The sequence below is a fragment of the Azoarcus sp. DN11 genome (assembly GCF_003628555.1).
GTDB lineage: Bacteria > Pseudomonadota > Gammaproteobacteria > Burkholderiales > Rhodocyclaceae > Aromatoleum.
Genome location: NZ_CP021731.1, coordinates 2,573,895 through 2,587,297, shown reverse-complemented (window position 1 = coordinate 2,587,297; position 13,403 = coordinate 2,573,895). Strand labels below are relative to the sequence as shown.

Sequence of the window (13,403 nt, the reverse complement as noted above, 5' to 3'; positions counted from 1 at the left end):
TGCTTCCGCGCGCCATCGCCCTGCCACCCGAAAAATCATGTCGAAGCATCTCCATTCCGTCGCCGCCGGTCGTCGGCTCCTGCTCAAGGGTCTCGCCGCCCTGCCCCTGGGCCTGAGCATGGGCCGGGCGCAGGCAAGCGTTGAGGAAGCCGATTGCGAGCTGTGCTTCCGCCACACGCACACCGACGAGGCCCTGCGCATCGTTTATCGCAGCAGCGGCTCGTATATCCCGTCGGCGCTGGCGCGGATCGACTGGCTGCTGCGCGATTTCCGCACCGGCGACGTCGCGCGCATCGATCCACGCCTGCTGGATATTCTCCATACATTGCGGACGGTTTGCGGTGGAGAAAGTTTCGAGATCATCTCGGCTTTCCGCTCCCCGGCGACCAACACGATGCTGCACAAGGCCGATGGCAAGGGCGTCGCGACGCGCAGCCTGCACATGGACGGCCGCGCGATCGACGTGCGCATCCCGGGCTTCGACACGGCCGCGCTGCGCGATGCGGCGCTCGCGCTGCAGGCGGGCGGCGTGGGCTATTACGCGGAATCGGATTTCGTGCACCTCGATACCGGCCGCGTGCGCCACTGGATCGGCTAAACCGACGCGAACTGCATCCGCCGCCGCGGTTGCGGCGCGTGCATGATGTGGTCGAGCGGTAGCACGCTCGTCTGCTTCACCGTCTTCAGCGCGATGTTGGTCTTCAGGTGCGCGAGCCCCGGCAGGCGCATGATGCGCTTCATCATGACTTCGGAAAACGCCACGAGGTCGGGCGCGACGATGTGCATCACGTAGTCCGCGTCGCCGCTCACCGAAAAGCACGCGATCACTTCGGGCACTGCCGCCACGGCGCGTTCGAACGCGTCGCTGCGCAACTCGCCGTGGCGCTCCAGCGTGACCTGCGCGAAGGCGGAGACGTCCAGTCCGACTGCCGCGGGATCGAGCAGCGCGGCGTAGGATGCGATGATGCCACCCTGCTCCATGCGGCTGATCCGCCGGCTGATCTGCGACGGCGAGAGGTGGATTTCCTCCCCGAGCGCGCTGTTCGTCGCGTTGCCGCGGCGCTGCAAGGCATCGAGAATCTGCAGGTCGAATTTGTCCACGACGATCTGTTGCATCGTTCTCCATCCTTATGCGCATTTCGTGCTTTAACTGCGCCATTATGCGCACATAACGAACGCAACGTGCGCGGATTGCGCGCAATAATGCTCGCCATAACGATAGGAGGAGCAACGCATGAACCTGGTCGAATCCCTGCTGCACGTGCTCAAGGATCACGGCGCCCACGAGATCTTCGGAATCCCCGGCGATTTCGCCCTGCCTTACTTCCGCATCATTGAGGAGTCGGCAATCCTGCCGCTCTACACGCTCTCGCACGAGCCGGGCGTGGGTTTCGCCGCCGACGCGACTGCGCGCATCCGCGGCGGACTGGGCGTTGCGGCGGTCACCTACGGCGCGGGTGCGTTCAACATGGTGAATGCCGTTGCGGCCGCCTATGCGGAGAAGTCGCCGGTGGTCGTCATCTCGGGTGGCCCCGGCAAGGGCGAGGCGAGTTCGGGCCTGCTGCTGCACCATCAGGCCAAGACGCTCGACTCGCAACTGCAGATCTTCAAGGAGATCACCTGCGATCAGGTGAAGCTCGATGACGCGGCGCGGGCGCCGGCCGATATCGCGCGCGTGCTGGCGAGCTGCCTGCGCAACTCCGAGCCGGTCTACATCGAGATTCCGCGCGACATGGTGCGCGAACCGTGCGCACCGGTGACGCGCGAGGCCCCGCGTGCGATCGACCGCGACGCGTTGGGCGCGTGCGTGGATGAAATTCTCGCCCGGCTCGACGTCGCGAAGAGTCCGGTGCTGATGGCGGGCGTCGAAGTGCGCCGCTTCGGCCTCGAGGAAAAGGTCGCGGAGCTCTCGCGTCGACTGGGCCTCCCGGTCGTCACGAGCTTCATGGGCCGCGGCCTGCTCACCGACTGCGACGCACCGCTGGTCGGCACCTACATGGGCGTCGCGGGACTGCCGGACGTCACCCAGCTCGTCGAAGGATCGGACGGCCTCTTCCTGCTGGGCGAAATCATCTCGGACACGAACTTCGCCGTGTCGGAGACGCGCATCGACCTGCGCAAGACCATCCAGGCGCACAACGGCCAGGTTGCACTCGGCTACCACAGCTACGCGAACATGCCGCTCGCCGCGCTCGTCGACGAGATGCTTGCCCGGGTGAAGAACGGCGCCGAGAAGACCTTCCCGGTCGCCCCGCATCAATACCCGCGGGGCCTCGTCGCGGACGGCGAGACGATCGCGCCGACGGACATCGCGAAGGCGGTGAACGACCTCTTCGCCGAGCACGGCAAGCTGCCGATCGCGTCCGACATCGGCGACTGCCTGTTCACCGCGATGGAGATCGAGCAGACCGCGCTCATCGCTCCAGGCTACTACGCGACGATGGGTTTCGGCGTGCCGGCGGGCCTCGGCCTGCAGGCGACCAGCGGCCAACGCCCGCTGATCCTCGTCGGCGACGGCGCCTTCCAGATGACCGGCTGGGAACTTGGCAACTGCAAGCGCTACGGCTTCGACCCGATCGTGCTCTTGTTCAACAACGCGAGTTGGGAGATGCTGCGCACCTTCCAGCCGGAATCGGGCTTCAACGACCTCGGCAACTGGGGCTATGCGGAGATAGCCGCGCCCCTGGGCGGGGACGGAGTGCGCGTGTCGACGCGCGCGGAGCTGAAAGCCGCGCTCGACAAGGCGATCGCGACGCGCGGCCGCTTCCAGTTGATCGAGGTGACGATCCCGCGCGGCGTGCTGTCGACGACGCTGTCGCGCTTCGTCGCCGGGGTGAAGCGCATCAGCACGAAATAACACGGGAGATCGATGACGGCCGGACCAGACACCCCCGCGGCATTCGCCGCCCGGCCGCTCTTCGAACCGATCGCGGCGCTGCTCGCACACTTCACCGCGCCCGGGCTGCCCGCCGCTGCGCAGCTCGACGCGTTGCTGCGGGACGTCGCTCCGCACGCGGCGAGCGGGGACGGACAGCCGATCCGCTTCGTCCTGCCTCCGACCGGCCCCCTCGCCTACGAGGACCATATCTTCGCGACCGGCGAAGTCCCGACCCGCGCCGACGACTGGCACGATTTCTTCAACGCGCTCGCGTGGTGCGTGTGGCCGCGCACGAAGGCGGCCTGCAATATCGTCCATCGGCGCGAGCGCGAAGCACGCATCGCCGCCGGGCTGCCCGGCCGCGGACTACGGCGCGACGCGCTGACGCAGTTCGACGAATGCGGCATCGTTGTAGTCTCGAGCGATCCCGAGATTCCCGCCCTCCTCGCTGCGCACGAGTGGGAGGAGGTGTTGTGGGCGCGGCGCGCCCGCCTGCTCGAGACGACCCGCTTCCTCGTGTTCGGTCACGGCACGTGGGATCAGCTGCGCGAGCCCTTCTTCGGACTGTGCGGCAAGGCGCTCAACCGCGTCGTCGATGCCGGATGGCTGGCCCTGCCGGCCGCCGAACGACAAGCCGAGATGGACGCATGGCTCGCCGCGCAACTCCTCGAGGCCGACTTGCTGCGCCCGCCGCGCGATCTTGCGCCGTTGCCGCTGCTCGGAATTCCGGGCGTCACGTCGGAGAACGAGTCCGTCATGTATTACCGCGACACGCGGCAGTTCCGCCCGAAGTGTTCACCGGCAGGGAGAGTCGCCGCCGGCTGATCGGTAATTCGCCGGGACGCGAAGCGCCGTAAAATGCACGCCCGACCGCAAGCTTTCGACCACCCATGTCCCGCTTCCAGTACGTCCTTTTCGACCTCGACGGCACACTGATCGACTCCGCACCGGCGATCCTCGCGAGCTACCGTCAGGCTTTCGCGGTCGCCGGACGCACGCCGGTGGTGGCGATCGACGAGTCCATCGTCGGCCCGCCGCTGATCGAGACGCTGCAGATCCTCACGGGGACGAAAGATGCACGGCTCATCGACGAACTCGCCGCCCACTTCAAGGCGAGCTACGACACAACGGGCTACCGCGAGACCGCCGCCTACGCCGGCGTCGGTGACATGCTGGCGCGGCTCGCGGCGGGCGGGCGTACGCTCGCGATCGCGACCAACAAGCGCCTCCACCCGACGCGACTGATCCTCGATCACCTCGGCTGGAGCGGCTACTTCAAGACCGTGTATGCGCTGGACCTCTTCGAGCCGCGTCTGCCGGGCAAGGCTGCGATGATCGCCCGGTTGATGGCCGATCACGACATCCCCGAGCACGTGTCGGTGTATGTCGGCGATCGCAGCGAGGACGGCGAATCGGCCGATGCGAACAAGCTGCCCTTCTTCGCCGCGACCTGGGGGTACGGCAGCCTGGTCCCAGAGGAAATGGCCGCGCACTGGCGTGCGTTTCCGACGCCCGCTGCGCTGACTTCAGCACTGCTGGGCGACTGAATTCAGGGGCGCACGTCGGCCGGAACGTCGATATCGGCGAGGATGCCCGGATCATCGCAGTCGATCCGGCGCAGCTGTTCCTTGTGGCCGACGATCACGCGCCGCGCGCCCTCATCGCCTTGCAGCGCCAGCAACTCGTCCTTCAGCGACGCCGCAAACCCGACCGGATGGCCGCGCCCACCGTCGAAGAAGGATGCGGCGAGCCGTGCATCATCGGCGATCGCGGCCGCAACTGCAGCGATCGTGTCCGGGCGGATGTAGGGCATGTCGCCGAGCGCGATGACCCAGCCCGCTGCCCCCGGCGTCGCGCGGATGCCGCACACGAGGGTCGCCGCCATGCCCTCCGCGGCGTCGGCACACAGGACGTACGCAATACCGGCCGCGTCGAAGTGCCCGCGCAGCACGGAATCCCCGGGGCGCACGACCGCGATCATTTCCCCCAGCGCGTCGCGCAAGTTCATCGCACTGCGCACGGCAACCGGTGTGCCGTCCGCAAGCGCGTGGCACAGCTTGTTGCTGCCGAAGCGTGAGCCCTGCCCGGCCGCGAGCAGGATGCCGACGATGCCCGCCGACGGTTTGGGGCGATCTTCCAAATCCTCACCTCCGCGCGATTCGATGTTCGTCCGCAAAGCTTACTTGATGCACACTGCCCTTGGGAGAGAGCCAATGGACCGCGACGAATTCATGCGCCGGCTGCGCGAGGAAGGTTTCGAGGAGTTCGTGACGGTCGAGCGCGAGCCGGACGGCGCGCTCGACCTGCACACGCACCCCTTCGAAGCGAAAGCGCTGGTGCTGGCGGCGAGATCCTCATCGAGTCTGCCGGCGTCACGCAGACCGTGCGGGTGGGCGAAACCTTCCACCTCGCCGCCGGCCAGCCCCATGCCGAGCGCTACGGCCCGGAAGGGGTGACCTATCTGGTCGGCCGGAAGTGAAACGGCTCAGCCCGGGACGCGCTCGATCACGAGCGCGATGCCGTGGCCGACACCGATGCACAGGCTGACGACCGCGTAGCGGCCGTTGCGCCGTTCCAGTTCGCGCGCGGCCGACAGCGCGATACGGGCACCGGATGCGCCGAGCGGGTGGCCGATCGCGATTGCGCCGCCGTTGGGGTTCACGCGCGGATCGTCGAACGCGACGCCCATCAGCTTGAGGCAGCTCAGCACCTGCGGCGCGAAGGCCTCGTTGAGCTCGATGACGTCCATGTCCTTTAGCGTGAGCCCGGCGCGCGCGATCGCCTTCGGGATCGCGTAGGCTGGCCCGACACCCATGATGCGCGGCTCGACGCCCGCGACCGCACCGGCGAGGATGCGCGCCATCGGCTTCGCGCCGGCCTTGTCGCCCGCCGCCTTGCTGCCGATGAGCAGCGCCGCCGCGCCGTCGTTGATGCCCGAGGCGTTGCCCGCCGTGACGACGCCGTTCGGGAACAGGGATTTCAGTTTCGCGAGCGACTCGTAGGTCGATTCGGGGCGCGGATGCTCGTCTTCGCTGACGAGCAGCGGCGGCGTCTTGCGGCCGGTCGGCACCGAGATCGGCAGGATCTCGCCGGTGTAGAAACCCGCTTCCTTCGCGGCCGCGTACTTCGCCTGCGATGCGGCGGCGAAGCGGTCCGAATCCTCGCGCGAAATCCCGAACTCGGCGGCGACGTTGTCCCCCGTCTCCGGCATGCTGTCGTTGCCGTACTGCTCGACGATCTTCGGGTTGGGGAAGCGCGCGCCGATCGTCGTGTCGAACACCTTGAAGTCGCGGCTGTAGGGGGATTCCGCCTTCGCGACGACGAAGGGGGCGCGGCTCATGCTCTCGACGCCGCCGGCGACGTACAGCTCGCCCTCGCCCACGGTGACGGCGCGCGCCGTGTCAAGCACGGCGGCGAGGCCGCTGCCGCACAGGCGGTTGATCGTCTGGCCGCCGACCTGCGTCGGCAGACCCGCGAGCAGCGCGGCGTGGCGCGCGACGTTGCGCGAATCCTCGCCCGCCTGCGCGGCGCAGCCCAGCACCACGTCCTCGATATCGGCCGCCGCGAACGACGAGCGTGCGACCACTTCGCGGATCACGGTGGCGACGAGGTCATCGGGGCGAACCGGGGCGAGCGCGCCGGCGTGGCGGCCGATCGGGGAACGCAGACCGGCGTAGAGGTAGGCGTCGAGCATGGAATCTCCTTTGGTGTGTGTGGTTGTCAGTTTTCCGGCGTCGTCAGCGACACGTCCAGGCGCGCGCGACGGGTGAGCCAGGGGCTGGGGCGATAACGCGGGTCGCGGTAGAACTCGTGCATTCCATCCAGGATCGCGAGGACGGTCGCGGCGCCCAGCGAATCGCCCAGCGCCAGGGGCCCCTTCGGGTAGCCGAGGCCCAGGCGCACCGCCGAGTCGATGTCTTCCGGCGTCGCGACGCGCTGCTGCGCGATGTCGCAGCCGATGTTGACGATGGTCGCCACGACCCGCTGCGCGACGAGGCCGGCGCTGTCGCGCACCACCGACACGCTCTTGCCGCTGGCGGCGAGCGCGGCCCACGCGGCGTCGCGCGCTTCGGCCGCGGTCAACGGCGTCGTCATCAGGGTCAGGTGTTTTTCGACGAACAGCGGATCGAGCGCCAGCGTGCGTTTCGGATCCAGCCCTTCGGCCAGCGCGCAGCTGGTTGCATCGGTGCCGACCGGCAGCACGATGCACACCGAAGCCGCGGCGGGACGCTCGCCGCGGTCGAGCGCGACGCCCTGCGCCTCCAGCACCGCGACGACACGCGCATGCAGGGCCGCGTCACGCCGACTCACCCACAGCGGCTGCGGCGCGACGGCCGGCACGGACGGCATGGCGACGGGCTGCATGGCGCCGTCCTTGTATACATAGAAACCCTGCCCGCTCTTGCGCCCGAGCAGGCCGCCCGCGAGGCGCTGGCGCGTGATCGGCGACGGGCGGTAGCGTGGCTCCTGGTAGTACTGGTCGTAGATCGACTCCATGACCGGGTGCGACACGTCGAGCCCGGTCAGGTCCAGCAGCTCGCACGGCCCCATGCGGAAGCCGACCGATTCCCTGAGGATGCGGTCGAGCGTCGCGAAGTCGGTGATGCCTTCGCCGAGCACGCGCAGCGACTCGGTGAGGTAGCCGCGCCCGGCGTGGTTGACGATGAAGCCCGGCGTGTCGGCGGCGCGCACCGGCGTGTGGCCCATGCGGCGCGCGAGCGCCATCAGCGCATCGCCCACGGCCCGGTCACCGCGCACGCCGTCGATGATCTCGACAACCTTCATCAGCGGCACGGGGCTGAAGAAATGCAGGCCCGCGACGCGCTCGGGACGGCGGCACGCGGCGGCGATCGAGGTCACGGACAGCGAGGACGTGTTGGTTGCCAGCACGCAGTCGTCCGCGACAACTTCCTCCAGGTCGCGGAACAGGCCGCGCTTGGCCTCGAGGTTCTCGACGATCGCCTCGACGACGACGTCGCAGCCGGCGAGCTCGGCGAGGCTAGACGCGACCGTCATCCTTTCGGTCGCCGCGCGCGCCTCGGTGGCGTCGATCTTGCCCTTCTCGGCGAGCTTCGCGAGCATGCCGCCGACCGCATCGCGTGCCTCGCCCGCCGCACCCGCGCGGGTGTCGAAGAGCCGCACCGCCACGCCGGCCTGCACCGCGATCTGAGCGATCCCGCGGCCCATCAGGCCGGTGCCGACGACACCCAGCGTCAAGTCATTACGCATCGCATCGAACATCGCTCACACCCCCTCGAAACCGGCCGGACGCTTGTCGAAGAAGGCCTGCATGCCTTCCTTCTGGTCGCGGCTCGCGAACAGCAACTGGAACGCCTTGCGCTCGAGCATCAGCGCCGCGTCGAGCGAGGCGTCCTGGCCGGCGAGCAGCACTTCCTTGATCTGCGTGATCGCCAGCGGCGGCAGCGCGGCGATCTGCGTCGCGAGCTCCATCGCGCGCGACTGCACCTCGGCATCCGGCACGACCTCGCTGGCGAGGCCCATTTCGCCCGCCTCGCGCCCGGTCACCGGCTGGCCGGTCAGCACCATCTTCATCGCCTTGAACTTGCCCACCGCGCGCGACAGGCGCTGCGTGCCGCCCGCCCCCGGCATGATCCCGACCTTCACTTCCGGCTGGCAGAAGGATGCGCCCTCGCCCGCGACGATGATGTCGGCGTGCATCGCCAGTTCGCAGCCGCCGCCCCACGCGAAGCCGTTGATCGCGGCGATCACGGGCTTCGGGCAGCTCGCGATGGCGCCCCATAGGCGCTGCGTGTTGCGCAGCATCATCTCGATCGCGCCCGCTTCGGCGAACTCGCGCAGGTCGGCTCCGGCGGCGAAATACTTGTCGCCGCCCGTCAGCACGATCGCGCGCACCTCGGGGTCGCGCCCGAGCGCGGTGAAGTGCTCCGCCAGCAGGGTGCGGACCTGCTGGTTCAGGGCATTGCGGGCTTCCGGCCGGTTGATCCGGACCACCGCAACCTGCGGGTTGGGCCGTTCGACGACTACTGCATCCATCTCTCGCTCTCCTTGGGTCCGCACTGCGAACCGTTTTTCTGACTATTTTGGAAAATGCACGATACTGCTTTTCCGTGCAAGGATAAACCCCTAGAATCGATTGACCGGGCAATATAATGCCTTTCAGCACTCGTTCCGTTGAACCAACCCCACGAGCCCGCGCTGCGGGCGCACAAGGAGACCCGATGAACACACCCCGCGTATTCGCCATCGACGGCGTCGTGCCGGTCGTCGACCCGACTGCCTACGTCCATCCGAGCGCCGTGCTGATCGGCGACGTGATCGTCGGCCCCGGCTGCTACGTCGGCCCCTGTGCCAGCCTGCGCGGCGACTTCGGCCGCCTGATCCTGCAGGCGGGCGTCAACGTGCAGGACACCTGCGTGATCCACAGCTTCCCCGAGCACGACACGGTGGTCGAGGAGAACGGCCACATCGGGCACGGCTCGGTGCTGCATTGCTGCACGATCAAGCGCAACGCGCTGGTCGGCATGAACGCGGTCGTGATGGACAACGCCGTGATCGGCGAGAACAGCTTCGTCGCCGCCTGCAGCTTCGTGAAGGCAGGCATGGAAGTGCCGGCGAATTCGCTGGTGGCCGGCGTGCCGGCGAAAGTCGTGCGCGAGCTCAGCGAGCAGGAAATGGCGTGGAAGGTGCGCGGCACCGGGATCTACCAGAACCTGACGGTGCGCTGCCTCGCGACGATGGAAGAGACCGACGCGCTGACGGCGGTGGAGCCTGGGCGCAAGCGCATCGTGATGCCCGAGATCGTGCCGCTGAGCGAGCAGAAAAAGCGTAGCTGATGAAAAAACCCGGCTCGACGCGAAGGCGTCGAGCCGGCCACAACTCCGGCGAGTCCGGGAGAAGGGAGCAGGAAGAACTGCGCCGGAGGCGGGACGCTCAATGAGACCGTCCCACGAATAAACCTCAGTGTTCGGCAACGGCAGCCTCGCCGTGCATGACAACGAATTCCGACAGGGGCGCACGCTCGGTCACGAGCGCGTTCTCGGGCGCGTCGGGGTCGGCGTAGCCGAGCGCCATGCCGCACACGAGCTGCTCGTGCTCGCCGAAGCCGAGCATGTCCGAGATGATCCGGTGGTACGGCAGCCACGCCCCTTGCGCGCAGGTGGATAGCCCGCGCGCTTCAGCCGCGAGCATCACGTTCTGCAGGAACATGCCGTAGTCGAGCCAGCTGCCGCGCTCTAGGCGCCGGTCGATCGTGAAGAAGAGTCCGACCGGGGCGTCGAAGAAGCGGAAGTTGCGCCGCATCTGGAGCCGCACCCCTTCGCGATCACCCTTCTCGATGCCGAGCCGGGCGTACAGGCCCCAGCCGCTGCGGCGCCGCCGGCCGAGATAGGGCTCGACGAACTCGGCGGGATAATACGCGTATTCCGGCACATGGCGGTCGTCGCCCTGGTCGTACGCCGCACATACGGCATCCACCAGCGCATCGCGCTGCGCGCCGGCGACGACGTGCACGCGCCACGGCTGGATGTTGTTGCCGGACGGGGCGCGCGCGGCGATCCGCAGCATGCCTTCGATCGTGCCCGTATCGACGGGGACCGAGAGGAATGCCCGTATCGAGCGGCGGCGTGAGATCAGCCAGTCGAGCACCGCCTCGTCGCCGCCGAACGAGACGACGGGATCGTCCCGCACGCGCGCGTTCATTCGCCGGCGGCCCGGATCATGTTGCGCGCGATCACGAGCTGCTGGATCTGGCTCGTGCCTTCGAAAATGCGGAACAGGCGCACGTCGCGGTAGAAGCGCTCGATGCCGTATTCCGACAGATAGCCGGCGCCGCCGAAGATCTGTACGGCACGGTCGGCCACACGGCAGCACATCTCGGACGCGAAGAGCTTGGCGCAGGCGGCCTCGGTGCCGACGTCGCGTCCTTCGTCGCGCTTCCGGGCGGCATCCACGACCATGCTGCGGGCGGCGTAAATCTCGGCCTTGCTGTCGGCGAGCATCGCCTGGATGAGCTGGAATTCGGCGATCGGCTTGCCGAACTGCTTGCGCTCCATCGCATAGCGCAGCGCATCCGCCAGCATGCGCTCGGCGACGCCGACGCAGATCGCGGCGATGTTGATGCGGCCCTTGTCGAGCACCTTCATCGCGGTCTTGAAGCCGACCTCTTCCTTGCCGCCGATCAGGTTCGCGGCCGGGATGCGGCAGTCCTCGAAGATCACGTCGCAGGTGTGAGCGCCCTTCTGGCCCATCTTCTTGTCGATGTGGCCGAGCGAGAGACCCGGCGTGCCCTTCTCGACGATGAACGCGGAGATGCCGTGGGCGCCTTTCGCGTCGGGGTTCGTGCGCGCCATCACCGTGAAGATCCCCGCTTCGGGCGCGTTGGTGATGTAACGCTTGGTGCCGTTGATCACGTAGTGATCGCCGTCGCGCCGTGCGTTCGTGCGCAGGCTGCCGGCGTCGGAACCCGCGTCCGGCTCGGTCAGCGCGAAGGAGCCGATGATCTCGCCGGAGGCGAGGCGCGGCAGGTAGTCGCGCTTCTGCTCGGGCGTGCCGTCGATGACGATGCCCTGGGCGCCGATGCCGTTGTTGGTCGCGAACAGCGAACGGAAGGCCGGGGAGGTCTGGCCGATCTCGAAGGTCGCGAGGACCTCCTCTTCCATCGTCAGTCCCATGCCGCCGAATTCCTCGGGAATCGACAGGCCGAAGAGCCCCAGCTCCTTCATTTCGGCGACCAGCTCCGCCGGGATCTGGTCGGTCTCGGCGACGTGCGCCTCCTGCGGCACGAGGCGCTCGCGCACGAAGCGCGAGATCGTGTCGAGAAGAATGTTGAGTGTCTCCTGGTCGCGGATCATGTCGTGTTCCCTCTCCGATGCTGCGTTGTGTTTGTCAGGTGATGCAATGGTCCGCGTCCCGGCCGGGAGCTCCCGGCCGGAATGCATGACCGGACGCTGCTTACTTCTGGTACTTGCGGAACTCGGGCTTGCGCTTCTCGCGGAAGGCGTTGCCGCCCTCGGCCGACTCGGCGGTTTCGTAATAGAGCTTCAGCGCGTGCATCGCCAGGCCGCCCATGCCGCGGATCATTTCCGTATCGACGTTGAACGACTTCTTCGCCAGCGCGATCGCGGTCGGGCTCTTCTCGACGATCTCTTCGCACCACTTCTTCACTTCGGCGTCGAGCTGGTCGTGCGGCACGACGGCGTTGACGAGTCCCATCGCGAGCGCTTCCTGCGCGGTGTAGCGGCGGCACAGGTACCAGATCTCGCGTGCCTTCTTCTCGCCGACGACGCGCGCCAGGAGCGCGGTGCCGAAGCCGGGGTCGACCGAGCCGACGCGCGGGCCGGCCTGGCCGAGCTGGGCCTTGTCGGACGCGATCGCGAGGTCGCAGATGGTGACGAGCACGTTGCCGCCGCCGATTGCGTAGCCGTTCACACGGGCGATCACGGGCTTGGCGATGTCGCGGATCGCGCTCTGCACTTCCTCGATCGGCAGGCCGATCGTGCCGCGACCGCCGTAGCCGCCGTCCTGGGTGCCTTGGTCACCGCCGGTGCAGAACGCCTTGTCGCCGGCGCCGGTCAGCACGACCACGCCGACGCTGCGGTCGAAGTCCGCATCCTTCAGCGCGTGGATCATTTCCTCGCAGGTCTGGGCGCGGAAGGCGTTGTACTGCGCGGGGCGGTTGATCGTGATCGTCGCGATGCCGTCCTGCTTGGTGTAGAGAATGTCCTGGTATTCCATGGTCTGCTCCTGGTTCGATTGCTTGAATTCGTGCTGAAGTTCGTTAACCGGCCATCGTCAGGCCGCCCGACACGCTCATCACCTGACCGGTGATGAACGCGGCGTCGTCGCTGGCGAGGAACGCCACGGCGCCCGGCAGGTCGCCCGGCTGGCCGAGGCGGCCGAAGGGGACGGCGCGGGTGAAGGCGGTGCGCAGCTTCTCGCCGCGCTCGCCTTCGCCGCAGATGTCGTCGAGCAGCGGGGTGTCGGTCGGGCCGGGGCACACGACGTTGATGTTGATCTGCTGGCGGGCGAGTTCGCGCGCCATGGTCTTCGAGAACGCGATCAGGCCGCCCTTGCAGAAGGAGTACACCGCCTCGCCCGACGAGCCGACACGACCGGCGTCCGATGCGACGTTGATGACACGGCCGCGACCGCGCTCGCGCATGCCCTTGACGACCGCGTGATGCATGTACAGCGCGCCGTACAGGTTGATCGCGACTATCTTGTCCCACAGCGGCTTTTCGGTATCGAGGAAGTTGCCGACCTTGTCCCAGCCGGCGTTGTTCACCAGCACGTCGATCGGGCCGAGTTCGCCTTCGGCGGCGGTCACGGCGGTGATCACGGAATCCTGGCTCGTCAGGTCGACCGCATAGGCGCGCGCCTTGCCGCCGGCCGACTGGATTTCCGCGGCGACGGCTTCGGCCGCTTCGCGGTTGATGTCGAACACGGCGACGCTCGCGCGCTCTTCGCCGAAGCGGCGGCAGATTGCGGAACCGATGCCACCGGCACCACCCGTCACGATCACGACCTTGCCTTCAAGACCTCTCAT

15 protein-coding genes are annotated in these 13,403 nt (G+C 67.9%); 6 read left to right on the top strand and 9 right to left on the bottom strand.

Translation table 11 applies throughout. The features are described 5' to 3' along the window. Positions 1–37 precede the first annotated feature (37 nt). Positions 38–598, top strand: coding sequence for a YcbK family protein (locus CDA09_RS11840; RefSeq protein ID WP_121428847.1), 561 nt, complete (start codon positions 38–40; stop codon positions 596–598). On the opposite strand, the gene CDA09_RS11835 is transcribed toward CDA09_RS11840, so the two are convergent. Beyond that, positions 595–1,116, bottom strand: coding sequence for an Lrp/AsnC family transcriptional regulator (locus CDA09_RS11835; protein WP_121428845.1), 522 nt, complete (start codon positions 1,114–1,116; stop codon positions 595–597). The genes CDA09_RS11840 and CDA09_RS11835 overlap by 4 nt on opposite strands. Positions 1,117–1,234: 118 nt before the next feature. Between CDA09_RS11835 and ipdC the strand changes: the two genes are divergently transcribed. From ipdC to CDA09_RS11820, 3 genes are all read left to right on the top strand, one after another. After that, positions 1,235–2,857, top strand: coding sequence for an indolepyruvate/phenylpyruvate decarboxylase (ipdC, locus tag CDA09_RS11830; protein WP_121428844.1), 1,623 nt, complete (start codon positions 1,235–1,237; stop codon positions 2,855–2,857). A gap of 12 nt (positions 2,858–2,869) precedes the next feature. Continuing rightward, positions 2,870–3,703: a DUF3025 domain-containing protein gene (locus CDA09_RS11825; protein ID WP_121428842.1), complete on the top strand. Its 834-nt coding sequence runs from the start codon at positions 2,870–2,872 to the stop codon at positions 3,701–3,703. A gap of 65 nt (positions 3,704–3,768) precedes the next feature. Next, complete coding sequence (locus CDA09_RS11820) at positions 3,769–4,425, top strand: HAD family hydrolase (RefSeq protein ID WP_121428840.1); 657 nt, start codon at positions 3,769–3,771, stop codon at positions 4,423–4,425. A 2-nt stretch (positions 4,426–4,427) separates the two neighbouring features. Here CDA09_RS11820 and CDA09_RS11815 read toward each other — a convergent pair whose 3' ends face one another. Then, positions 4,428–5,018, bottom strand: coding sequence for a nucleotidyltransferase family protein (locus CDA09_RS11815; RefSeq protein ID WP_121428839.1), 591 nt, complete (start codon positions 5,016–5,018; stop codon positions 4,428–4,430). 73 nt (positions 5,019–5,091) lie between these two features. Here CDA09_RS11815 and CDA09_RS11810 point away from each other — a divergent pair, with 73 nt between their 5' ends. Continuing rightward, positions 5,092–5,334 carry a hypothetical protein gene (locus tag CDA09_RS11810; RefSeq protein WP_217351246.1) on the top strand — a complete coding sequence of 81 codons (243 nt, stop codon included), beginning with the start codon at positions 5,092–5,094 and terminating at the stop codon, positions 5,332–5,334. A 29-nt stretch (positions 5,335–5,363) separates the two neighbouring features. Here CDA09_RS11810 and CDA09_RS11805 read toward each other — a convergent pair whose 3' ends face one another. From CDA09_RS11805 to CDA09_RS11795, 3 genes are read right to left on the bottom strand one after another with little or no spacing between them, the layout of a single operon-like run. After that, on the bottom strand, positions 5,364–6,572 hold the full coding sequence (locus CDA09_RS11805; RefSeq protein ID WP_121428837.1) for a 3-oxoadipyl-CoA thiolase: 1,209 nt from the start codon (positions 6,570–6,572) through the stop codon (positions 5,364–5,366). A gap of 26 nt (positions 6,573–6,598) precedes the next feature. Then, positions 6,599–8,119 carry a 3-hydroxyacyl-CoA dehydrogenase gene (locus tag CDA09_RS11800; protein WP_121428835.1) on the bottom strand — a complete coding sequence of 507 codons (1,521 nt, stop codon included), beginning with the start codon at positions 8,117–8,119 and terminating at the stop codon, positions 6,599–6,601. Between the two features lie 3 nt (positions 8,120–8,122). Beyond that, entirely contained in the window at positions 8,123–8,893 is a 771-nt protein-coding gene (locus CDA09_RS11795) for an enoyl-CoA hydratase (RefSeq protein ID WP_121428833.1), read from the bottom strand. A gap of 185 nt (positions 8,894–9,078) precedes the next feature. Here CDA09_RS11795 and paaY point away from each other — a divergent pair, with 185 nt between their 5' ends. Further along, positions 9,079–9,693, top strand: a complete 615-nt coding sequence (paaY, locus tag CDA09_RS11790; RefSeq protein WP_121428831.1) for a phenylacetic acid degradation protein PaaY — start codon at positions 9,079–9,081, stop codon at positions 9,691–9,693. Between the two features lie 124 nt (positions 9,694–9,817). On the opposite strand, the gene CDA09_RS11785 is transcribed toward paaY, so the two are convergent. From CDA09_RS11785 to badH, 4 genes are all read right to left on the bottom strand, one after another. After that, entirely contained in the window at positions 9,818–10,558 is a 741-nt protein-coding gene (locus CDA09_RS11785) for a nitroreductase (protein ID WP_121428829.1), read from the bottom strand. Beyond that, positions 10,555–11,709, bottom strand: a complete 1,155-nt coding sequence (locus CDA09_RS11780) for an acyl-CoA dehydrogenase family protein (RefSeq protein ID WP_121428828.1) — start codon at positions 11,707–11,709, stop codon at positions 10,555–10,557. Before CDA09_RS11780 ends, CDA09_RS11785 begins: the two co-directional genes overlap by 4 nt. 100 nt (positions 11,710–11,809) lie before the next feature. Beyond that, the gene (gene badI, locus CDA09_RS11775; RefSeq protein WP_121428826.1) at positions 11,810–12,592 is read right to left on the bottom strand and encodes a 2-ketocyclohexanecarboxyl-CoA hydrolase; all 783 of its coding nucleotides are present in this window, start codon (positions 12,590–12,592) and stop codon (positions 11,810–11,812) included. 43 nt (positions 12,593–12,635) lie between these two features. Next, a complete protein-coding gene (gene badH / locus CDA09_RS11770) occupies positions 12,636–13,403 on the bottom strand; it encodes a 2-hydroxycyclohexanecarboxyl-CoA dehydrogenase (protein WP_121428824.1) in 768 nt (255 codons plus the stop codon).